Below are 21,526 nucleotides of genomic sequence, written 5' to 3' on the forward strand. Positions count from 1 at the left end.
TCGTCCCCATGACGGCAAAGTCGATGAACATGAGCCCGCGCCACATAGGTCGGCGCATGAGCGCGCGCCACGAACCGAGCCCCATAAGCGCGCGGAACCTGCGGAACCTACTGAGGCCCTTGCTGACGGACCTGCCCGGCAGCCCACCCCTGCGACGCTGGCTGACGCGCGCCCTGGGCGCCGCCCTCGCGGCGGCGGCGTACCTCCTCTGCCTCCCCTGGGACCTGCGCAACCGCCCCGAGACACCCGGCGCGATCAACGAGACGTCACCGGTGACGGCCCTTGGCATCACCGCCCTGGCCGTCTCGATGCTGTCCCTGGCGGCCTACTTCGGCTTCCGTGACCGCCTGGGCCTGGCACTGCTGCTCGTGGCGGGCCCGCCGGCGACGCTGATGTACGCCTCCTTCGACAGCCACCCGGCGCCGGACGCGGCGGTGTGGCCGCTGGCGTGGGGGTTCTTCGTCCTTGTGATGGGGGCGGGGGTGCTCGCGGTGGCGGGTTTCGCGCGCTTGTTCAGGGACGCTGAGGCCTGAGCGGGGTCAGCCCGTGACCTGAGCGGGGTCAGACCGTCGTGGTCTGCCGGTGGCGATCGGCGAGCGCCCAGGACGCGACCCCCACGCCACCCGCGACACCGAAGACCGCGGGCCAGGCCCCGACCTTCTTGGCGAGCGGATGAGACCCGGCGAAGGCGGCGACGTACGTGGCGCTGAGCGCGGCGGCGGTCTTCGCGCCCGCGCTCTGCCGCCACTGCTGAGCGGCAGCGGCTCCCGCGGCGGCGAGGACGACGCCACCAAGGGCCCGCTTCTTGCTCCACCGGGCGACGGCGTAGCCCCCGACGATCCCCGTGACGGCCACTGCTGCTGTCGGTACCTGCGCCATGCCTGCCTCGCTTCCACGGCTTCCAGCCGATACGTCCTCAATGCGCCTGCGGCCCGAGGCTAACGCGCCTGGAAAGCCTTGCGGCGAGGGGGTCTGCGCCACGTAGGTTGGTGAGGGTGTGCGCTGCGCATCCGCGGCGCGCTCGAAGGCGCAGCCGACGAGGGACCGATAGTAGAGATGACCGCACGAACTCCTGCCCCCACCACTCGAACCGCCCTGGTCATCGGGGGTGGAGTCGCAGGCCTGGTGGCGGCGATGGCGTTGCACAAGGCGGGCATCGAGGCACGGGTGTACGAGGCGTACGACGCCCATTCGGGTGCCCGGGGCGGTGGCGACGGTGGTGGCCGGGGCGGCGGCCGGGGCGGCGCGATGACGATCGCCCCGAACGGCCAGCAGGCGCTGGAGGCGATCGACGCGGCGGAGACGGTGCGCACCATCGGCACCCCGGTGACGGCCCTGGCCCTGCGCAGCTGGACGGGCAGGCACCTGGCCCAACTCGCCCCGCCCGCCGACCTTCCCGCCACGCGCTTCGTCTGGCGCACGGAGCTGCACGAGGCGATCGAGGCGGAGGCTTCGAGCCGCGGGATCCCCGTCCACAAGGGCAAGCGGCTCCTGGACGCGACGGACACGGGCACGGGCGTGACGGCGCGCTTCTCGGACGGCTCGCAGGCGAGGGCGGACGTCCTGATCGGCGCGGACGGCCTGCGCTCGACGGTACGAGCACTGATCGACCCGTCCTTCCCGAAGCCGCACTACGCGGGAACACTCACCTTCACGGCACGAGTCCCGAAGACGGAACTCCCCTCCACGGAGGGGGTGTTGTACATGTGCTACGGCAAGAAGGCGTACTTCGCGTACCAGATCTTCGACGACGCGTCGGCGGCCTGGTCCGTGAACCTGCCGCACCGCGAGCCGCTGACGCAGGCGGAGGCGCAGGCGGTGGGCGCGGGGGAGTGGCTGAAACGCCTGAGGGAGGCCTTCACGGACGACCGCACCCCGGCCCCCGACCTCCTGGCGGACACGTCCCCGGAGGACGTACTGATCACGGGCCCCACAGAAACGATGCCTCCCGTCCAGACCTGGAGCAGAGGCCGCATGATCGTGATCGGAGACGCGGCACACGCGATGTCCCCGACGTCGGGCCAGGGCGCGTCGCTGGCCTCGGAGGGCGCGGTACAACTGGCCCGCTGCCTAAGGGACTTGCCGGTAGGGAAGGCCTTCAAGGCGTACGAGTCCCTACGCCACCCCCGAGTGGACCGCATCCTGAAACACACGACGGCCACGGCGACGGCCACATCGGCCGCGGCCCGCACGGCAACACCGAAGCCGGCGGGCCCCTTGAGCCGCGCCCTGCGGGACGCACTCCTGCCGGTCGCCACGAAGGTGGGCGGGGCGGGGGGAGCGGTGTGGGGGGCCTGGCAGTTCGACCACCGGATCAACTGGGACGAGCAGGTCGGGTAGGCCGGGCAGGGCCAGGACACACCAATCACGGACGGTCAGCAACAGTCACTCATAGTCACGGCTGTCCGGGTGAAATGCGGCGGGGCACGTCTGTGCGGTCGGGGAAGAGGGGAGGACCTCGACACACCCCAAGATCACCAACCCGAAAGGGACCCCCATGCGTATTCGTACGGTTCTGGCCGCCACCGCCCTCGCCGCCGCCGCTGTCCTGGGTGCCGGCGGCACCGCCCTCGCCAACGAGGAAGGCGGCATGCAGGGCGGCTTCGCCTTCGAGAACCTCGGCGGCGCGGCCGGCATCACCGAGGGAGCCGGTCACGGCGAAGGCGGCTACGACAAGGGCATGCAGGCCGGCGGCTTCGCCTTCGAGAACCTGGGCGGCCCCGCGGGCATCACCAAGGGTGCGGGCTACCACGCGGGCGGCTTCGACGGTCAGTTCAACGGCAACCACTGACCACCGAGCACCACGCTGAAGGGGCCCGCCTGGAGCGGGCCCCCTTTTCGTCTCCCTGCATCGGCTGAGCGTCGGGTGCGTGGCGGATCGAGTCGTCCGCCTCAGCGAGACGAGGCTCGATTCAGGGTGGCGAGGAACTCGCTCCAGGTGTGCGGCCGGACAGCGATCAGTGAGCCGTCAGGGCGCTTTGAATCGCGTACGAGGACTGCGTGTTCAGCGGCAGCCACCTCCACGCATTCGCCTCCGGAGCCGTTGCTGTAGCTGCTCTTACGCCACCGAACGGTCAAGAAGGGGCTGCTGGAACCTGTAGCTCTGGAACCTGTAGCTGGGGTCATCTGGAGTACTCCTCAAGCACCTTCTCAATCAACAAGGCGGAGCGGGCCGGGCTCGAAGCAGAGGCCCGAAGAGTGTCGAAGGCCTTCGTGTACTGGTCCACATCCGAGGGAGCTTCCAGGTAGACCGCATCAGTGATCCCATCCCGGTACACCACATCTGGGTCTCCCCGCTCGGGGAAACCCAGGATGGTGTACGCGCCGGTCGCGGGATATGTACCCGCGTCGAAGGGCAGGACTTGAAGGGTTACGTTCGGCAACTTCCCTACGGCCAGCATATGTTCGAGCTGGCGCTTCATGACGTCACGGTCGCCGATGACGTGACGAAGGACGGTCTCGTGGATGACTGCCCAGAGTTCCGTCGGGTTCTTTCGGGTGAGGATCTGTTGCCGCTCCATGCGTACGTGGATGGCGCGCTCCAACTGCTCATCACTGATGTGGCCGGTGGCGCGGTGTAGTTCCGTGGCGTACGCAGCTGTCTGTAGTAGTCCCGGGGCGAACTCGCACTGGTACTGGCGCAGGTTGGCTGCCTCCTGCTCAAGGCCGACGTAGACGGAGAACCAAGACGGGATCGCCGTCGCGTGGGCATGCCACCACCCGCGTAGCTTCGATTCCTTGGCGAGGGCTTTGAGGAACTCGCGCAGCTCAGAGGTGGTCTCGTAAAGGCGGCACAGCGCTTCGATGTCCGATGGTTGGACGCGCCCGGTGCCTGTCTCCATGCGGTTGACCTTGGACCCGCTCCAGTCGAGTTCCTTGCCCACCTGGTTGCACGTGAGGTTGTGCTCTTCGCGGAGCTTCTTGAGCTCGATCGCCAGTCGGCGGCGTCGGGCGGTGGGCGAGCCGGTCATTCCAACTCCCTGTCATCTAGCGGAGGTTCCATCTCACCGGAAGCCCCGAGAAAGGCCAATCACTCTATGGGGGGAATCCCTTCGTGCACATTGCACGGCGGGATGCGCGCTGCCATGCTCACATGCATCGCTACGGAGGGTCCACGGGTCGTGACAAGTAGTCGTTGATCTCGTGGGCCTCTGAGAGGTGGAGACGTGAGCGTTCATGAGTGCATGACGAGGAAGCCGTGGGAGATCCCGTTCCTCGCCGAGCCGGAGGAAGTGGCGGCACTTCGCCGCATCATGAGATTGCATCTGAACCTGTGGGGTCTCCCTGAAGTGATCGATGCGGCGCAGCTCTGCGTCTCGGAACTCGTGGCCAACGTCATCACGCATGTGGGGCCGCACACGCCCACGACGCTCGGACTCACGATGAGAGACACGCGTGTCCGTATCGAGGTCAGCGACCCCGATACTCGTGCTCTCCCGACCCTGCTCGCGGCTGGGACAGATGCCGAGAGTGGGCGTGGCATGGCTCTTCTTGACGCCGTCGCCGACAGGTGGGGCGTGATCCTTCGGAGCGATTCCAAGGTCACCTGGTGCGAATTGGCCACGGGTCTCGGATCGCCGAACGGTCACACGGGCGGTCTGCGGGTCGATCGTGCCGAGGGTCTGATCGCCCTGTACGGCGAGAGAGAGGTGTCGAGGAGTGCAGCAGGCTCATGCTTGACGGTCGCCGTCGCGGAGGAGGCCGCGATCGATGTCATCGCGGATCTCCTCCACTGGCTGCGGGCTCACGGCTGCGATCCGGACGAAGCCTTGGATCGAGCACAGCTCCACCTCGAGGCCGAGGTGGAGGAGGCCGAATGGGCAATCGGTCAGTGAGCCAGTGCATCCCGGAAGAATCCTATGGACGGGTCTTCCGGAGTGCCCACGAGCAGGGCCCGATCGAGCAGCCCATTGTTCAGCTCGCAACTCGTCTCGGGCAGCAGGACACAGGCGTGGCAGGCGCCGAGGTTGACACTGCCTGCTCCGCCGGCCTCGGACTCGATGCAGAGCGGGTCGGCGGAGCACCACCCCGCGCGGTGCAGGGCGGATCGCAGGGTAGTGGCCAGGCGCTCGGGTTCGCCTTGGGCGACAACGCCACCGAGGCTCCCTGCCGAGTCGCTTGTCGCGGTGTAGATGAGCAACCCGGCCATAGTCTCGCCCGAGTAGAGGCGTTCCCGAAGCGCTGCGGCCGGATAACCGCCGTCCAGGCTCCACTCGTTGATCAGCGCATGCGCCAGCGTATGGAGCAGCACAAAGCGAGGGGTGGCAGGAGACTCCGGCGCGGCCGCAGGATCCGAGGCCCGCTCGCGGAGCTGTCGCTGATGGTTGCTCCGCATGCGTTCCACCCGGGCGGCGACGGCTGTGTTCCGTGCCCAGGAGTCGATTCGTTCCGCATCGACGCGGAGGAACACCCCCTCGCCTTGGACCTCCATGGCGGGAAGCCAGTCGAGATCGGCGAGGGACAGCCGAGCCTCGTGGACCTCTGCGTTGGTGTCCGGGGCCTCCACCCGGGAGAACGCCTTGAGGGCCCGGACCTCACGCAGCCGCTTGACCAGCATCGGACCGGTCAGACCGAGGTGCGCCAGGTCTGCCGACTGGGTGGCCGGCGGCTCACAGACGAATTGCTCCTGCTGGTTTCCCTCCCCCTCGGTGTTACCGCTGCGCAGGTGGGCGTACTCCTGGTTGCGCAGTGCGCGATACGCCTCTTCGCTGTCGGCTCCCTGCCCACCTTCCACGCCATCGTTCTGCTCGGCGTCGAGAAGGGCCAGTACCGCATCCGCAGGGAGCTCGACACCATCCCGCATCGTCTGGATCTTCAGATAGAGGGGGATCTCGGAGCGATCGAGACTGCGGAGGTCGTCCCGGTAGGGCGCGAGGCGGTCCGCCAAACCATCGTTCCCTGGTGGGACGGGGATGGAGAGCGCGGACTTGACGATCGGTAGCCAGGCCGCGGATGAACCGCGTTGGAGGGTACGGGGCTGCTCGGAACAGAATTCAGTAGGTGCTTCCTTGAGCCACGGTCGCTTGCCCGCGCACCGCACTGCGAGGCCGGCCAACGCGGTGCGTCGGAATGCCCCTTCCATCGAGACCTCGGGAATGCCGCAGGTGCACGAGATGACAATGGAGCGCAACGAAGCGGTCCGGCCGCTGGTCCGCAGGCGCATCTCTCCCCCGCAGTGGCCCGTCGCTCCCTCCTCGCGGTTTCCACGGTGCGCCCACCTCCAATACGGGAAGTCGTCGATGTGCCCGTGGGCGCAGGCCATGACGAAGCGCGAGGGAACCAGATCTTCCTGGCAGTCGCCGCATTCGTTCTTGCCCGGGGGAGAGTTGAAACCCCGGACATGCTGGAGGGAGCCGCAGCTCGGGCAGGAATGCCAGAGAGGGAAACGGCGTACTCGAACGCCGTCCTTACTGGTGTCGTCCGAAGCGGGGGGCAGGCGGAAGGACCGCACGCCGAGTACTCGCGCGAGCCGGGGCTCCTGGATCACGGGGGCTTCTTCGATGTTCCAGGAGTCGGTGCCTGCCACGATGAAGGACTCGTTCTCGACGGCGATCAGTGAGCCGACGCCGTACGTCGTGATCATCTGTGCTCGACGGACGGAGCCGCGTCGCGGGTAGCTGCGTTCGGGAGCGCTTGAGCCACGGCGGCGTCGGGCGGGGGGCGGGGTCATCGGGATGCCTCCATGAACAGTGCGGTCTCTGCGTCCACATCGCGCAGGCTCCACAAGGTCTGCCAGCCGTTGCCACTCGACTCGTCGTCGAAATTGCAGAGAAGGGAAGGGATCCTCTTCCCGCGGATCGGTGCGTAGTAGAGGCCACCGTGCGCCTCTGCCTCCCCGACCCACCAGTCGACGAACGCGTCGAAGGCGCGGGCGGTCGCTTCGTACTCCTCGTCGTCGACTCCCCGCACGCGTTCCAACAGGATGGGTCTGATCACCCGTCGGAGTTCGCCTTGGAACTCGTCGATGCGCCCCGCTCCATCGTTGGGGCGGGCGATAGGGATCAGGATGCGGGCGAGAGCGACGACTACGGCGTGGAGTCCGCGATCGCGGGAGCGGGCGGAGAAAGGAGTCACCGAGGTCGACTCCACCTCGCGGTAGAGCGCCGAGTGATAGTGCAGGAAGCTCTCGTAGTGCGAACGGTCCCTGGACCGTGCTGAATTGAGCATGACCGCAACGAGGCCGGGGTGGCTCCGACCGACTCGACTGGTCGCCTGGATGTACTCCGCGGTGGTCTGAGGCTGACCCATGACGGCCATCAGTCCGAGACGGTCCACGTCGACACCGACGGAGATCATGTTCGTTGCCAGCAGCACATCGACCGCCTCATCGTCCGGATACCGCCTCTCGATCTGCTTGAGGCGGGCGGGGATCTCACTGGAGGTGGCCCGGCTGGTGAGCTCGGTCATCTCCTGGATGAGCCGCTTGCCGGTGCCGTCCCGCTCGGCCAGATACTCCAGATACGCCTCGACATCGTCCCTGACCTGCAGATCGGCGGCCGCCAGCAGCCGGAGGCTGTTGAAGTAGCCGACCAGGGTCCAATAGGCGTCACGCACCTCTTCCGGAGTGTCGGTGTTCATCGCGTGGTGCAGCAGCGTGGCGTAGGTCCGGATGAGCAGGGTCGACTGACTCGTGCTCGGGGTGAGCAGACCGACGTACTGTCGGCTCGCCTTGCTCTCGCGGGGTGTCTCCACGGCGAACCAGGAGTCCCTGGAGTCCAGTCCGGCCGGAGGGAACTGTGAGACCGAGCGGGCGAACAGCGCATTGCCCTGATCGCTCGCCCGCCGGATGGTCGCGGTCGAGGCGATCACCTTTGGTCGGTCCGCGAGGGCGTCCACCGCGGTTTCGTACAGTCCGGTGAGAGTGCCCAACGGGCCGGAGATGAGGTGGAGCTCGTCCTGGACGATCAGTTCGGGAGGAGGCGTGCCGTCCGCCCGGTCCCGATTGAAGAGCGCCGCCGTCTCCTCTCGCCAGGGCATGGACGCGAATTTGTCCACGGTGGCGATCACAAGAGTGGGGCGGGCGTCGTAGACGGCGTCGTCGACCAGGTGGACCGGGAGCCCGTCATGAAAGTCGCAGGCGAGGTCGGGGCAGCGCACGTGCATGCGGCGCGCTTCCTCTTCCACCTCGTACTGGTGGGCGTCGAGGCGGGTGCCGCACCAGGGGCAGGCGTGGAGTTGGACCGGATTCTTCTCCTGGAGGGACTTGCCCTTCCGGAGTTCCACCAGGCTTTCCGCTGCTACGTCCAGTTTGTTGGGGGTCGAGGACTGGCCGACCCACATTCCGATGGAGATCGGCTCGTCTCCGAGCAACTCCTGGTCAGCAATCCGCATTTGCTCCATGGCACAGATGAGGATGGCAGCGCGCTCGAACTGCTGCAGGGTCAGCAGCCGCAGCGTGTATCGCATCAGCACGGTGACACCGGCTCCATGCGTCCGCAGTCGCATGCGACGTAGGAAGGTGGTGAAGGCGATCAAGCCCAGGTACGCCTCGGTCTTGCCACCACCGGTGGGGAACCAGAGCAGATCAGCGGTCCCCCGGTCCTCGTGCTCGGGGTCGACGATCCCTTCGAGGCAGAGCAGCACGAAGGAGATCTGGAAGGGGCGCCAGCGGCCCGACGACAGGTCGGGCGTGCCTGCGCGGCCGTCCTTCACCCAGGAGCTACGGGCCCGCTGCTGGGCCATGGCCTCGTTGGCGAGCTTGAACGCTCGCATGATCTCCGGTCTCTCCGGGTCTGCCAGGAGACGGATACCTCGTCGCATCCGATCGAGGGCCACACCGCACAGTTCGATCTGCTCCCGGGCGGGTGTCTCGAACGGCGTGCCGACCAGTTCCTCCGCCTCGGCCACCTTCCGGTCGATCCACTCCGCATAACCCACGAGGAGGCCTTCGAGGGCCGAGAGGATCTCTGCGTCCGTGCGGGACGCAAGTCCGAGCATGGTGAGGGCCGAGGCGTCGATCTCCGGGTTGGAGTCGGTCAGCAGGACCTCATGGGCGGGAACGAACTCGGTCCGGACGTGGTCGATCGCGGCACGGTCGAGGAGCGGGGAGCCGATGGGGGGAGGCGTCCAGTCCCAGTCGGCTGCGCATCCGTGTCCGGTCGCGAACGTGGGCGCGTGCCGATGTAGCAGTCTGCTGGTGGCCTGCTCGGGATCGACGGCCTTGGAAGTGGGTTGTCTCTCCACGAAGGCGCGCTCCCCGGCAGGGGTGCTCACGGTGAGGCGAGGTTGGAACAGGCTGAAAGCGTCCTGCAGTTCACGTTCACTGACACGCCGCTCGTTGACCAACGAGATCGTGACGGTGACGGTGCCGTCGGGTGATGGAGCGCGGACCAGGGCGCGGACGCTCACCCCGTCTGCCACGGTTTCCGAAGGTCGTGGAAGGGAGTCGGTCACGTCAACTGTGACGGGAGGGAACTTCAAGGGGCGGCGGCGCCAGCGCTCGCTCTGGTCGGCGGTGCTGCGTGCCTCGGCGCGCTTGGCGGTCACGGGACGTCCCTCGGCGTCGACAGGGTCGTACGCGGCGGCCTCGGTCGTGACGACGATGGTCCGGGACACCCGGGGGTCGACCGCGAAGGTCAGCCCCATCGACGACGGTCGGCGGTCGTTGGCCAGCGAAATCCCGATGTCGGGGGTGGGATCCTCGATGTCCCTGCTCCTCAGCACGGCGGCGTCGTCGACGCCGTCGTTCTCGGCCCTGTCGGAGACGAGTTCCTCCTCGGCGGCCCCGCCTGCCGCCCGTGGGAACAGCACGCCGATCGGATAAGCGGTGATCGGAGGATCGTGGGCCAGCACTTCGTCCTCGGCGCCGGGACCCAGCAGGTCCCGGCGCAGCTGGGCGACCAAACCGTCCCGGACCGCGTAGTGCGCTGCGTGGCCCTTACTGTCGTGCCTCATCGGTCGTGACCTTCCTGGGCGTGGCCGCCCGATGTGTAGCGCCCCAGCCCGGTCATGCGCGGCAACAGCCATACGCCGTGTTCCCCGAGCCCGGCGCGGACTCCGGAGGCCACGCTTCCGGCCACGGCCTCGACGGTGTCGACGCGGAATCCAGTGATCGCCGATGGCCAGCGAACCTTCCAGTTACGGCTGACCTTGAGGGACGAGTACAGATCCATACGGAACTTCTTCGAGACCGAGCCGACCGGGATCCCCGCGTGGTACACGGCATAGGGGGGACTCTGGTCGGCATCGGACTGTAGATCGTGCAGACGCCGCAGGACGAGCGGATCACCGGTGTGCACAGAGCCGGTGAGGTGCTCCTGTACCGCCTGTGGGTCGAAGTCGAAACTGTCCGTGCCAGGGGGATGTTCACGGCAGACATCGCCTCCGGTCGCCTCGATGCCGTGGCGTGCGTACGACTTCCAACCGCCCACGTACCAGCGGTTGATGGCCCGGTCGCGGCGGATCGCCGCGGTGTTCGGCGCGGCAAGCCGGTAGAGGTCCTCCCGAGGGCGTGTCATTGCGACGTAGAGGGCCCGCGCCTCGGCTGCCGGGTCGAGGTGCGTGTGTTGCTTGCTCAACTCGAATATGGCGGCGGGCTCCATGACGATCACTCGATCGAATTCGAGGCCCTTCGCGCGATGAATCGTGGAGACCACGAGACGAGAGGGTTCGGCGGCGGCCAGGTCATCGGGAAAACGGCCTTCCACCATGAGCCTGCGTACACCGGCGATGTCCATCAGGCCGCGCGACGCGCGTGCGGCACCACGCAGAGATCGCCAAAGGGGCACGGGATCGACTTCGGACGATGTCCCGACCTCGGACAGAATCTCCCGGAAGCGATCCTCGTTCAGGGTGGCGGATCCGGTCCGCCTCAGCAGGCCGGCGACCCAAGCCGGTACCGGGCGGTCCTGGAGCGAGCGTTGGAGGCGATGGGGGACATCCTGCCCGGACAGGGTCTCCGTCAGGACCAGCGCCTGCCGGTTGTCCCGGCAGAGGATCGCGCACGTACCCGGATAGTCCTTGAGCGATTCGACGACGAAAGGGTCGGAGAGATCGCCGAAATCGGGGCAGGCCAGAAGCCGCTCCCGCAACTGCCGGTACGCGGACTCGCCCACCGTTGCCGCCTCGGCGGGGTCGGACGGCAACCCGTGAAGGGTGGGGCCCACGGACAGTGCCGTACGGGCCTCCTCGCTTCGCGCACGGAAATTGGCCGACAGACGCAGTTCGACGAGATCATCGGAGTACGAGACGCGCAACCAGTCGAAGAAGTAGTTGGTCTCGGCGGCCCGAGCATCCGGATCGGTTACCTGGAACCCGTATACGGCCTGCGCACTGTCGCCGACCACCGTGAAGCCGCAGCTGTCCTGGAACCGGTCGAGCAAGGTCTCCACCATGTTCCGACGGTCGCCGACCAGGTCCTGGACCTCGTCGATGACCACATGTGCCGGCGCGCCGAGCTCTCCGGCCTCCACTGCACCCTTGGTGATCGCTCTTTCGGCCTCGCGAATGCGTTCGTCGAAGCTGTAGCGGCTCCACTCCTCGTCCGGGTAAGCGTTGGCCAACAGTGCGTAGGCCCAGGAGTCGAAGGTCTGGGCTCGGACCCGCCGGGCTTGTCGGCCGTGGGCGGAGATCCGCACACGCAGCTCGCGCACAGCGGCACGCGAGAAGCTGAGTACGAGGATCTCGCCCGCCTCCAGGGCGTCCTCCTCGCGGCTCACCAGGACGTCCAGACGTCTTACGAGGGTGTGGGTCTTGCCCGCGCCTGCCCCGGCCGTCACCAGGACCCGTGCGTCCCAGGGCTGATCGACGACTGCTTGCTGCTCCGGGGTGAGAGCGGGACTGTCCGCGTACATGCTCGTCACTTGGCACTCCACAGGTGCTCGAACCGGGTGAAGGCCAGGGCCTTGTCGTAATTCTTGATGTTGTCCCTGACATTGAGGATCAGGCAGGTGTCCTCACCACCGTTGCGCGGTCCACGGAGGCCACGTCCGATCATCTGCTGGTACATGTTCGGGCTGTACGTGGGGCGTGCCACGACGACAGCTCGGGTGGCGGGAGCGTCGAATCCCTGAGTGAGGACCCCGTAGTTGGTGAGGACGCGGGTCTGTCGCCTCCGGAACGAGTCGATGCGCCGTCGGCGTTCGGTGGGGGAGGTCGTGGAGTCGACGGCCGCTGCGGTGATGGCCTTGTCGTTGAGCTTGGCCGCGAGGAACTTGGCATGGCCGACGGACGTGGCGAACACCAGGACCGGCCAGCGCTCGGGCATGGCGAGGATCTCGTCGATGATGCGCCTGTTGCGATCGTTGTCGTCTGCCAGCCGCTGTTCCGCGGCTTTGGAGAGCACGCTCAGCTGATCGGCGCGATCCTGCTCGTCACGCGTCAACTCGATCGAACCACCGGTCAGTTCCTTGTGTGTGACTCGGGCCAACATGCCGAGTTCCTGCAGTTCGGAGTAGGGGTCGTCCGAATTGAAGATGCCGTCGTCCAGCCGGCGGCCACCGAAACGTTGGATCAGTCGCTTCGTCTCGTCGACGTTGGTGTTGCGGAAGGGGGTCGCGGTGAGACCCAGCAGATGGCGGTCGGTGCGCGAGTGCGTGAGGCCGAGCAGCGCCAGGATTTCCGTGTACTGCGGGGCGATCGCCATGTGGGCCTCGTCCACGATGACCAAGGACGCCTTCCGTAGCCAGGCGTACGCGTGGGTGTCGAGAGACACGCGCAGCTTGGCATCCGTGGCCACGACGAGGTGCGGGCGATCGCCGATGGGACCGGCTTCGTTCGACGCCCAGAGCCTGCTGATCGCCAGAGGGCTGTCGGCCCCGACTTTCGACCATACGAACTGCCAGCTCTGCACTGCCTGCTCGCACAGCTCCTCGGACTGTGCGATCCACAGGATCGGGCCGTCGAGCTGCCCGTCCTGCTTGATCCAGCGGATGACTGCTTCGGAAGCCACTCGGGTCTTTCCCGCGCCGGTGGGAAGGGACAACATGCCGCGCTGGGGAGAGATCCGGTCCAGCATGGTGAAGACATTGGTGGCAAGGCGCTCTTGGTAGTCGTGGAGACGAGGGAACTCCGTCGGGCCGTCGACGTCGACACGTGGCGCCAACGAGGGGGCGCGAACACCGGCGAACGAGTCAGGAAAGCCCAGATCGGAGACGAACGTCACGGCGCGGGTCGCGCCGGTGAAGGAGGAGGGCGCATGGCTGGGGTATGCGGCGGCCAGGTCCTTGGCGTGCACCTGGAGCACTCCGTCCCCATGCGCGTTGTACGCCATCTGCGCGATGCGCTGAGTCGAAGGCGTCGCACCGCCGATGTCCGCCTGCTCGCTGGCGAACAGCCCTGCTGGTAGTCCCGCGCGCAGTGCGTCTGCGCCGATCAGAAGCTCCAGCTTGTCCACGACGGATGCGGCCTCCCGCACGGCGCGGAGCGAATCCTGAAGCTGCTGATCCTGCTCCTGCCGATCCTGTGCTTCGAGAACCGCCCGGCACCCGGACTCGCCGAGTCGCCAACGGAGTTCACGGTCCGCCGCGGTCAGGGTCGTCAGTCGGTCCGCGGGGGTGAGGACGAGCACGGTGGTGCCCTCCAGGGCGCTCTTCAGCGGTGTGGCACGCATCCCGTTGGGAGTGCGCACGACCTCTTCCAGCTCTGAGCAGTACTGCAGGTCGAAGTTGTTGACGGAGTTGCCCAACCGCTGGCGGAGCGCGGGGAATTCATCCCGCAGCAAAATGGGCTCGCCGGAGGTGACGCGCTGGGTCTCCTTGCTGATGACGTCGGAGTAGCGCAGCATGCCCCACTGGCCGATCATCAGCTCGGCGTCCTCCGGAGTGCCTGCGAGGAGGGCCGGGAGCTGTTCGGCCCGCAGAGCCCGGTACTCGTCGGACGTCGCGGCTACGGCGATCTCGCCGTCCTCTCGCGTGTCCCACTCCATCCCGACGCGGCAGCGGGTCAAGGAGTCCTCGGGGAAACCCACTTGCAGGCGGGTCAGCATCACGTAGGTGCGTCCGACGAAGGTGTCGTCCTCGCTCCTGAGCAGCTCCTCCATCAGCTGCTCCCACTGGGATTCCGGGACATCGTCGACGACGACCGGAAGATGCAGCTTGCGAGCCTTCTCCGGGCTGATGTCGGCGACCGGCAGCACGTCGCTGTAGGCCTTCAGCTGTGGGCCCGCCGCGTTCGCGAGACGCATGACACCCTTCGAGGTCTCCACAAGGCCGTGTCGGCGCACCATCCATCGCAACGGGGACGCAACAGGCTTCCGCGTGGCGGCCTGCGCCCCGAACTGGCGGGTCCAGACGTCGATCACGGATTCGTCCGGGAGAGCCTTGACGAAGGCTGCCTTTCCTTCGTCGGAAAGCAGGGGGAGGAGATGCAGAGGGCCGCCGATCGCAGCGCCCTCCAGCTTGAGGCGGGAGATCTGCGGGCGGCTGGCGTTGCTGTCGAGCGTTCGGCAGTATGCGTCGAAGACCGCCGTCCGGTATTCGTCGAACCAGGGCTCGTCCTCCGGGCGGTAGCCGCCGGTCGGGCGATCGAGCAGGCCGAACTCGCGGAAGACGGCCATGTCGTCGGAGTGGAAACCCATGTCGACGGCCACTGAGACGTCACGTGACCCGTCGCCCGGCACCACCCGGCCCGGGATCATGCAGTCCCGCATGCGGTGGTAGCGGCCGTCCTTGGTCCGGACGTACAAGGTCTCCAGCGGATGCGGAACCCGGGCTCGCACCTCGGTGGTGACGTGGCTGCCTCCGGCGCTGTGGAAGAGCTCCCAGAACCGGGTCCAGTCCTGGTCCGAGTAGCGGGCGAACCCTTGCTCGAGCACGCCGACGAAGCGCCCGCGGGCATCTGCCTCACGGATGCCGATCACGTTGAGGGCGGAGAGGAGGGACACATCCGCCGAGAGCTTGGCATCGGCGTAGACGAGATCGTCCTTGAGGCCGTCCTGCACGGTCCGCCGGAACACTTTGCCTGCGACTGGTGCGACCAGGCCGTGCTCTTCGGTCAGCACGATGCGGGCGGTACGTGCCTCGTCCGCGAACGGTGAGGCATCGTTGATCATCTCGGCGAGGATGTGGATCGCCACGGCCGACGCGTCGGCCGAGCCGTCGGCCACCAGTGCCTCCAGCCACTCGCGGACCGTGGCCCGCTCCTGCTTTGCCGCGGCGATGATGTGCTCGACCTTGCCGGAGCGGATCTCGGCAGCCTCGACCGAGGGATGGATCCAGTCGGCCGGCCTGCCCGGGTAGGCGTTCCACAGGTCCAGCCACTGGGCCTTCAGTTTCCCCCGCTTACCCATGTCCGGGTGGAGGTGGAGGTCCCGGGGGATACGCAGAACGCCGTCCTGGTCGGGAAGGGAGGGGCGCTGCGCCGCCATCTCCCAGATTTGCTCGGTCAGTTGCTGGTCGGCCCAGTTGAGCGTCTCCGATTCCTTCGTCCGCCCGGGGAGCAGGGGGAGGTAGGCGCCGGGGTCCTGCGGAGGCGTGAGGTGGGGCAGCGAGTCCACGACCAGGCGGGCCGCGACCTGGATGATCTCTTCATTGAACGGACTGGCATCCAGCAGGTTCTGTCTGTCCTCGTTCGTCTTCCACGCGCCGTTGAGAGCGCCGCTCAATGTCATGGGGTACTTGGTCGGGAAGAAGGACCAGAACTCGCCCCGCCCACGCGGGGCGGTCAACAGCTTGTCGCCGGAGTACTCGGGCACGGCCCAAGCGATGTCGATGGTTCCCCGGTCGTGCATCTCGCCGGCGCTTCGCCGGGCAGCCTCGGTGGGGCGGTGTGCGTGGGTGAACACCTTCCAGTCCGTCCGCGAGGCCTGTTGTCCGGTGCGCCGCTCGTGGATCGTGTGCCGGAAGCCCTCGTGTTCGACCTTGATGACGCGACGTATGGGGGGCATGGCGCGGCGATCCTCGAGTACGACCGTTCCGACGTGGTGCGAGAAGAGGAGGAAGCGGGAGGGGAACTCCTTCTGCACGCCCGCCTTGTCGCCTTGGTGCAGATCGCCGGCGAGCCGCCTCGCCGCCCCGGCGGTCAGAGGAAGGCGTACCACCGTGGTCGCCCAGCCGAGGAGTTCGTCGAGGACGGGGTCGCCCCCTCGCTCCTTCTCCACATCGAGAGACCGGGCCATGCGGAGGACAGGGGCTTCGAACTCTGCACAGGGGGCTGCCCCACGTGCCTCGCTGATCTTCGAGAAGGCCCATTCACGATCGAAGCCGAACCCGAAGATTGTTGAACTGCCGGAGGAGTGCTCCGTGTCGGTACTGAAGAACTGAGGTGTGTCCGTGATGGCGAGAACAGACTTCACGCCGACGCCGAAACGCCCGATCTGACCGCCCCTCTTTCTCGAAACGCTCATACGAAGGATCGTCTCGGCGCCTTCGGGCGTGACGGGTGTTCCTTCATTCGCGCAGTAGAGATGAGTTTCGGTGAGGACGGAATGAATCGTACCGCCGGGGTCGTTCGCGATTTCATCGGCAGCGTTCTGAACCAGTTCGAAGAGCTGCCGATCCCCGTACCCTCCCTGCGTGATACGGCGTTCGCCATTCGCATGCTCCTGGATCAGTCCAGGATCGACGCGATAGGTCTCCAGTACTCGCGCGGATTGCTCGACGATCTTCTTGATCACGGGCGAGGACTCCGAAGCGTCCGCCGTATTGCGCTGACTCACGGTTTCCCTTTTCTCTTGGCTGAGGGCGGAACGCGGGGTGCGGAGCGGGGCCGGTCGAGCCGTCAGGGATGGCGCGACCGGCAGTCTTGACGACGATAGACCCCGGGCCTGACAGGCGTGCTGGTTACGGCAGATCGAACCTGATGATGATGACGGTGACGCGTGTGCGGCCACGCCGGTTCCGGTGCGAACGGTCATAGGTGCCCGGATGCCCGGGAGGGCTCGTCGGAATACGGCGGGCGCGGCGGCGGTGGCTGCGGCGGTGCGAGGTTCCGCGGGTGCTGGATGCGGTCGGGGGAGAAACCTTCCTGCGATCGATGATTTCGATCGTCTTGCGGTACGCCCCGATGATTCCGAGAGTGATTCGCTGCTGGATCAAATACTCGGACTTGCTCTCCTGGCCCTCGCAGGCGTCGTACTCGGCGATGATCCTCCGCATTTCTTCCAGGGAAGAATCATCGGTTTCAAAGCTGTCGGGCACGGGATCCTCGATCCGTTGGGCTGATGATCGCTAAGGGGCGGGTGGCGCGCATTGCAGAGCTCCAACGGGGAGGGCATGACGAACCAGCCCATCGACAACTGATTCCCGTGGGGTGGTTGATTCTCGGTCGAGAATTCGAACCCTAGGGCCGAACTCCCCTTCGCTTCAAGGCTTTTGCAGTGAAAGACGAAATCGGTGCGCCCGGCGCGCTCCTCGATGGTGCGAGCCTTTGGCGAGCGGGGCGCCTATCGGTCGAAGCGGGCATGGATGCACCAAGGGGGTAAAGGTGACATCCATCCCTCCGGAGGTACTGTCCGCCGCTGCCCGCCGGGCTGTCAATCAGTGTTGTACAAATCCCTCCCATGTCAAATGGCCCTGGTAGAGTGGGCTCCGCAACGCTGGCAGTACCTGAGGAGTGGGCGCCGTGGACGGTGGGGAAGACTTCGGGCCTTGGCTGGCCCGCCAGTTGAAGAGGGCCAGGAAGACGCAGACGGAGCTGGCGGACGCCGTGGGTGTGACCCGAGCTGCCGTATCGGCCTGGATCACCGGGCGTGCCACACCTCGGGACGAGACCATCAGGAAGATCGCGGATGCTCTCGGCACGGACCTGGGGACGATCCACAGCCGCACCACCGACACCTTGGTCGGTCGGCCCGTCACCTGGTGCCACCGCCCCGCGTACGCCGATGGCGGTCGAGAGTTCGGCAACGCGGCTGCCTTCGCCTTCGAGGCAGACGTCGGGGTCCTGGCTCGTGAGGCCACCCAGAACAGCCTCGACGAGCGGCTGACCGGGAACAATCAACCGGTCCGCGTTCGGTACACGCTCGAGGAGCTGACGGGTGAGAGTCTCGCCCGATTCCGTGAGGCGATCGGTTGGGACGCCCTCTTCCCGCACTTCGAGTCGGCGGCGGCTCAGGACCAGAAGGTCGGCAGGGTCATTGCTGCCGGGCTGCATGAGATGTACACACGGGACCGTTTGGTGCTGCTGCGGGTCGACGACTACAACGCGTCCGGCCTGACCGGGGACGACTACGAGACCGGCCGGTTCGCGGCGGTCGTCCGACGGCAGCTGGACAGTCACAAGTCGATGAGCAGCGCCGGTGGTTCGTACGGACTCGGCAAGGCGACGCTCTGGGCGACCAGTCGGCTCGGCCTCGTGCTCATCAACTCCACGCTGTCCGAGCCGCATGAAGGACGGACCGAGCGACGTCTCATCGGGCGGCTCGACCTGCCATGGCGCGAGGTCGGCGACAAGTCCTATGCCGGGCCCGCTTGGTTCGGCCAACCGGACCCGGACGTGGAGGGCGAGGACGTCGCCCGTTCGTGGTGGGGCGATGAGGAGATGGTCGAACGGCTGCACCTCACCCGGGAGAGCAGCGAACCCGGCACTTCCTTCCTGATCGTGGGCGCCCATGACGTGGCAAGCCTCGCTGACCCCTCCTCGACCGCCGAGGCTGTGGGGAGCGAGGACGACGACAGCGTGCATCGCATGCATGAGCGGCTCGTCGAGGCCATTGGGAGAGACTTCTGGGCCGCCATGACTACGGGCGGCGCCGGTCAGCCCCTGCTCGAGGCATCGGTTCGGACGCTGCGTAATGGCATGGAGCTGATCCCGGAGCAGCGGATCGACCCGCATGATGCCCAACCCTCGCGTGCCCGGGCGCTGCAAGCCTTCTTGGAAGGTACGACCGTGGATCGTCTGACCGAGTCGGGCCAGGTGGCCATGACGACGGTTCCGCTGAATGTGCCCGGCCGCGAGGGCCGAAGGAGCGGTGGGGAGCATCGGGCGGTCCTCCTGGTGACCAGGGTGGAGGACGACGACGACCCGAAGCCCCACAACACCGTGGCCATGATGCGGGGTAACCGCATGACGGTCAGAGCGAACTCCGTCCCCGCCTTGGAGCTGGGTACCGACCCCTTCCAGGCGGTGCTTCTCGCCGGGTGCGCGGCCGGGGACGATGCCCCCTTCGCCGAGGAGGCCGAGGCGTTCCTGCGTGTTTCCGAGCCCCCCGAGCACGACAAGTGGGGTCAGACGGAGGAACTGCGTATGCGGTACTCGCCCTCCGCGTACCGGAGGATCGCCACGCTGACCCGCGATGCGAACAACGCCGTACGTGAACTCGTCGCGGCACCCAAGGAGAAGCGGCGCGCGAGCACTGATCGTCTGCGTAAGCGCCTTGTTGTGGGGGGCAAGCGGTCGGCTCGGCCCGCCGTTACCGGCGACCTTCCCGTACTGGACGAACTGGACGCCCACGTCGGGACCGACGGCGCTTGGCGGATCACCGCCGAGGTGAAGGTTCCCCGTGGGGGCGAGGCCTGGCATCTCGCCCCGGTTGCCAAGCTGGACGTGAGATCCGGGCCTCGCCCCGTGGTGACCTGGTCGGAGCTCGTAGCCGTGCACAACTGTGAATTCGTGGACGGCATGCTGCACTTCACTCCCGGCGCAAGGCGAGCCACCTTCAGGGGGGTCACCAACGTGTCGACCCACCCGGTACAAGCCGAACTCACCAGCCTTGTCGTCGAACTCCAGACGGGCAAGGGGGACAAGGCGTGAAGGCCTACCCGTACAAGCGCCTCAGCGGTGCCGTGTCCTTGCGTGTTACGGCGGTCGAAGTGAAGGTGCCCGGCGAGAGCCGGGAGCCACTCGAAACCAGCGCGTTCTCTGTCGTCGAGCAGGTGGTCGCGTTGGGGCGGGTGGATCAGGACGACTGGGAGAGCGCTCGGCTGAAGCTGTCGGCGACCATTCCGGCCAGGGCCACCGAACCCGACAGCCCTTGGCGCGATGTGTCCGTCGTGGCGGTACTGACGGAGAAAGCCACCAACGCACGGACCGTTGTCCGCTTGGAGTCCAGGACGGAAGGCGGGCGGGAGTGGTCGGGCTCGCTGGACCTGTGGAGAGCGGACCACCTCGACCGTGCCGCTCTGTCCGTCCACGTGATCGCCACGGTCGATGGTGTGCCGGGCCGCGTGATCGCCACGTCGGCGAAGGAGTGGATCGTCGACCTGGCGTCCGAGTCCCCGCTCCGGCAGCGTGAACTCGACGTCATTGAGGTCGGCTTCCGCGAGGGGCCCGAGTGGCTGCGCCCCTTCAAGGACGTGCCGTGGGTTGTGGACACGTCCGGTGACGTGCCCGTCGTGCATGTCAACGTCGACTTCGAAGGCATCACGGAACTCCTCGGTGGCACCGGGGCCTCAGTGGAGGGTCTGGTCCGTGACCTGCTGATTGCACAGATGTGCACGGATGTGTGGACCGCGGTCTTCCACACGGCCATCGGGGACCTCGAGATCGAGGACGACGGTACGCCACTGTTTCCCCAGGACTGGCGTGGTGAGGTGCTGCGCGAGATGCTCCCGGACGTCGTGCCCAACCGCCCCCTCGAAGAGGGGTTGCGTGAGGTTCATCGCCGGCGCACGGGAACGTCGGGTTGGATCGATCTTCAACCCCGCATCCACTTCGCAGCCACTCGCAGGGCTGACGTACCCAAGGCCCTGTCCACCACCATCCGCGGTCTGGACCGCCACCACCAGGGGAACGACGCATGACCCACAAGCCGTCCAACCTTCCCGAACGCCTGGCACTGCTGTCCGACCTCAACGCTGCCCAGTACCTCACCGAGGGGTTGCTCACCGGCAAGGAGGACGTGCCTGCCATAGCGCTCAACAAGGTGGCTGAACCCGTGTCCGATGCGGGAGCCCGGGCAGCGCTGCACCCGGTGCGCGATCTCGTCGACGACGCGATGCACAAGTATCGGGATGCCAAGCCGACCCAGGCCGATGCGTGGCTGGCCCCTCGGCTCCATGCCGCCTTGAGACTCGACCGCCGTGAGGCCGCGGACCGGAGACTGTGGAACTACCTGGCACTTGGGGTTGCTCCTGACTATGTCGTCTGGCGTCATATGTCGGAACCCAAGGAGGGCGCACCGAAGGTCGCGCCGCTTCGGTTCCGCGGGGCGCACTACACGCAGGCCTTCGCCCGGCTGTGGTGGGCGGCCGAGCTCTTCAGGAACGGTCCCGACTACGGTCCGGTGGTGACCGCTTGTGCCAATCAGGACATGCTCAACACCACGCTGCGCCTCGACGCCATCGACCATCGGCCGACGGCCCAGGCCATGGTGCGTCTGATCGAGCGCGGCACCGTGAGTACCGGCCGTGACGTCAACGCCCTGGCTCGTGTGGTGAATACGTCCGCGGCCACCTTGATGTACGACGTCATTGCCCCGGACGTCGAGCGTGACGCCGCGCCATTGCGTGACTGGATCGAGGCCTCCGAGTCGGCCACGGCAGTACCCCGCAAGCAACTTCCGGAGGGTCCGGATGAGGAACAGACCCCCGACAACTCGGTGGAGACATTGGCCGGTTACTTTGCGGAGCTCTTCGCCGACGCGCCAGTACGGGGGAAGGAGCCGGTCGGGGAGGACAGCGCCTGATCGGACCCTGCCCGCCCCGATTCC

General features: G+C 67.0%; 15 protein-coding genes. 7 read left to right on the forward strand and 8 right to left on the reverse strand.

The window, feature by feature from the left end; translation table 11 throughout:
• The first annotated feature begins 119 nt into the window (after positions 1-119).
• The gene (locus M4V62_RS26425; RefSeq protein ID WP_249589700.1) at positions 120-533 is read left to right on the forward strand and encodes a hypothetical protein; all 414 of its coding nucleotides are present in this window, start codon (positions 120-122) and stop codon (positions 531-533) included.
• A 28-nt stretch (positions 534-561) separates the two neighbouring features.
• Here M4V62_RS26425 and M4V62_RS26430 read toward each other — a convergent pair whose 3' ends face one another.
• Positions 562-879, reverse strand: coding sequence for a hypothetical protein (locus M4V62_RS26430; RefSeq protein ID WP_249589701.1), 318 nt, complete (start codon positions 877-879; stop codon positions 562-564).
• Between the two features lie 177 nt (positions 880-1,056).
• On the opposite strand from M4V62_RS26430, the gene M4V62_RS26435 reads away from it, so the two are divergent.
• Both M4V62_RS26435 and M4V62_RS26440 read left to right on the forward strand, forming a co-directional pair.
• The gene (locus tag M4V62_RS26435; RefSeq protein ID WP_249589702.1) at positions 1,057-2,340 is read left to right on the forward strand and encodes an FAD-dependent oxidoreductase; all 1,284 of its coding nucleotides are present in this window, start codon (positions 1,057-1,059) and stop codon (positions 2,338-2,340) included.
• Positions 2,341-2,497: 157 nt separating this feature from the next.
• Entirely contained in the window at positions 2,498-2,791 is a 294-nt protein-coding gene (locus M4V62_RS26440) for a hypothetical protein (RefSeq protein WP_249589703.1), read from the forward strand.
• Positions 2,792-2,892: 101 nt separating this feature from the next.
• Here the strand turns inward: M4V62_RS26440 and M4V62_RS26445 are convergent, their stop codons facing one another.
• Positions 2,893-3,126: a DUF397 domain-containing protein gene (locus M4V62_RS26445; protein ID WP_249589704.1), complete on the reverse strand. Its 234-nt coding sequence runs from the start codon at positions 3,124-3,126 to the stop codon at positions 2,893-2,895.
• A complete protein-coding gene (locus M4V62_RS26450) occupies positions 3,123-3,971 on the reverse strand; it encodes a helix-turn-helix domain-containing protein (RefSeq protein ID WP_249589705.1) in 849 nt (282 codons plus the stop codon). The genes M4V62_RS26445 and M4V62_RS26450 overlap by 4 nt, the downstream gene beginning before the upstream one ends.
• A gap of 213 nt (positions 3,972-4,184) precedes the next feature.
• Between M4V62_RS26450 and M4V62_RS26455 the strand changes: the two genes are divergently transcribed.
• Positions 4,185-4,835 (forward strand): ATP-binding protein, encoded by a 651-nt coding sequence (locus M4V62_RS26455; RefSeq protein ID WP_249593005.1) that lies wholly within the window; start codon positions 4,185-4,187, stop codon positions 4,833-4,835.
• On the opposite strand, the gene drmB is transcribed toward M4V62_RS26455, so the two are convergent.
• From drmB to M4V62_RS26480, 5 genes are read right to left on the reverse strand one after another with little or no spacing between them, the layout of a single operon-like run.
• Positions 4,829-6,670 carry a DUF1998 domain-containing protein gene (drmB, locus tag M4V62_RS26460; RefSeq protein ID WP_249589706.1) on the reverse strand — a complete coding sequence of 614 codons (1,842 nt, stop codon included), beginning with the start codon at positions 6,668-6,670 and terminating at the stop codon, positions 4,829-4,831. The genes M4V62_RS26455 and drmB overlap by 7 nt on opposite strands.
• Positions 6,667-9,894 carry a helicase-related protein gene (locus M4V62_RS26465; protein ID WP_249589707.1) on the reverse strand — a complete coding sequence of 1,076 codons (3,228 nt, stop codon included), beginning with the start codon at positions 9,892-9,894 and terminating at the stop codon, positions 6,667-6,669. The genes drmB and M4V62_RS26465 overlap by 4 nt, the downstream gene beginning before the upstream one ends.
• Positions 9,891-11,792: a UvrD-helicase domain-containing protein gene (locus M4V62_RS26470; protein ID WP_249593006.1), complete on the reverse strand. Its 1,902-nt coding sequence runs from the start codon at positions 11,790-11,792 to the stop codon at positions 9,891-9,893. The genes M4V62_RS26465 and M4V62_RS26470 overlap by 4 nt, the downstream gene beginning before the upstream one ends.
• Before the next feature lie 5 nt (positions 11,793-11,797).
• A complete protein-coding gene (locus tag M4V62_RS26475) occupies positions 11,798-16,792 on the reverse strand; it encodes a DEAD/DEAH box helicase (protein WP_249589708.1) in 4,995 nt (1,664 codons plus the stop codon).
• Positions 16,719-17,075, reverse strand: a complete 357-nt coding sequence (locus M4V62_RS26480) for a hypothetical protein (protein ID WP_249589709.1) — start codon at positions 17,073-17,075, stop codon at positions 16,719-16,721. The genes M4V62_RS26475 and M4V62_RS26480 overlap by 74 nt, the downstream gene beginning before the upstream one ends.
• A gap of 424 nt (positions 17,076-17,499) precedes the next feature.
• On the opposite strand from M4V62_RS26480, the gene M4V62_RS26485 reads away from it, so the two are divergent.
• Genes M4V62_RS26485 through M4V62_RS26495 form a run of 3 tightly spaced genes read left to right on the forward strand, consistent with a single transcriptional unit; the run spans position 17,500 to position 21,502 of the window.
• Positions 17,500-19,629 carry a helix-turn-helix transcriptional regulator gene (locus M4V62_RS26485; RefSeq protein WP_249589710.1) on the forward strand — a complete coding sequence of 710 codons (2,130 nt, stop codon included), beginning with the start codon at positions 17,500-17,502 and terminating at the stop codon, positions 19,627-19,629.
• Positions 19,626-20,618 carry a hypothetical protein gene (locus M4V62_RS26490; protein WP_249589711.1) on the forward strand — a complete coding sequence of 331 codons (993 nt, stop codon included), beginning with the start codon at positions 19,626-19,628 and terminating at the stop codon, positions 20,616-20,618. Before M4V62_RS26485 ends, M4V62_RS26490 begins: the two co-directional genes overlap by 4 nt.
• A complete protein-coding gene (locus M4V62_RS26495; protein ID WP_249589712.1) occupies positions 20,615-21,502 on the forward strand; it encodes a DUF6339 family protein in 888 nt (295 codons plus the stop codon). The genes M4V62_RS26490 and M4V62_RS26495 overlap by 4 nt, the downstream gene beginning before the upstream one ends.
• The last annotated feature ends 24 nt before the right edge of the window (positions 21,503-21,526 follow it).

It is taken from the genome of Streptomyces durmitorensis (genome assembly GCF_023498005.1).
Taxonomy (GTDB): Bacteria; Actinomycetota; Actinomycetes; order Streptomycetales; family Streptomycetaceae; genus Streptomyces; species Streptomyces durmitorensis.

What these genes read in the sequence shown, in the direction of transcription:
- M4V62_RS26440 (WP_249589703.1), top strand. Translation starts at nt 2,498, where the DNA reads ATGCGTATTCGTACGGTTCTGGCCGCCACCGCCCTCGCCGCCGCCGCT.
- M4V62_RS26475 (WP_249589708.1), bottom strand. Translation starts at nt 16,792, where the DNA reads ATGACCGTTCGCACCGGAACCGGCGTGGCCGCACACGCGTCACCGTCA.
- drmB (WP_249589706.1), bottom strand. Translation starts at nt 6,670, where the DNA reads ATGACCCCGCCCCCCGCCCGACGCCGCCGTGGCTCAAGCGCTCCCGAA.
- M4V62_RS26445 (WP_249589704.1), bottom strand. Translation starts at nt 3,126, where the DNA reads ATGACCCCAGCTACAGGTTCCAGAGCTACAGGTTCCAGCAGCCCCTTC.
- M4V62_RS26495 (WP_249589712.1), top strand. Translation starts at nt 20,615, where the DNA reads ATGACCCACAAGCCGTCCAACCTTCCCGAACGCCTGGCACTGCTGTCC.
- M4V62_RS26430 (WP_249589701.1), bottom strand. Translation starts at nt 879, where the DNA reads ATGGCGCAGGTACCGACAGCAGCAGTGGCCGTCACGGGGATCGTCGGG.
- M4V62_RS26470 (WP_249593006.1), bottom strand. Translation starts at nt 11,792, where the DNA reads ATGTACGCGGACAGTCCCGCTCTCACCCCGGAGCAGCAAGCAGTCGTC.
- M4V62_RS26455 (WP_249593005.1), top strand. Translation starts at nt 4,185, where the DNA reads ATGACGAGGAAGCCGTGGGAGATCCCGTTCCTCGCCGAGCCGGAGGAA.
- M4V62_RS26450 (WP_249589705.1), bottom strand. Translation starts at nt 3,971, where the DNA reads ATGACCGGCTCGCCCACCGCCCGACGCCGCCGACTGGCGATCGAGCTC.
- M4V62_RS26465 (WP_249589707.1), bottom strand. Translation starts at nt 9,894, where the DNA reads ATGAGGCACGACAGTAAGGGCCACGCAGCGCACTACGCGGTCCGGGAC.
- M4V62_RS26435 (WP_249589702.1), top strand. Translation starts at nt 1,057, where the DNA reads ATGACCGCACGAACTCCTGCCCCCACCACTCGAACCGCCCTGGTCATC.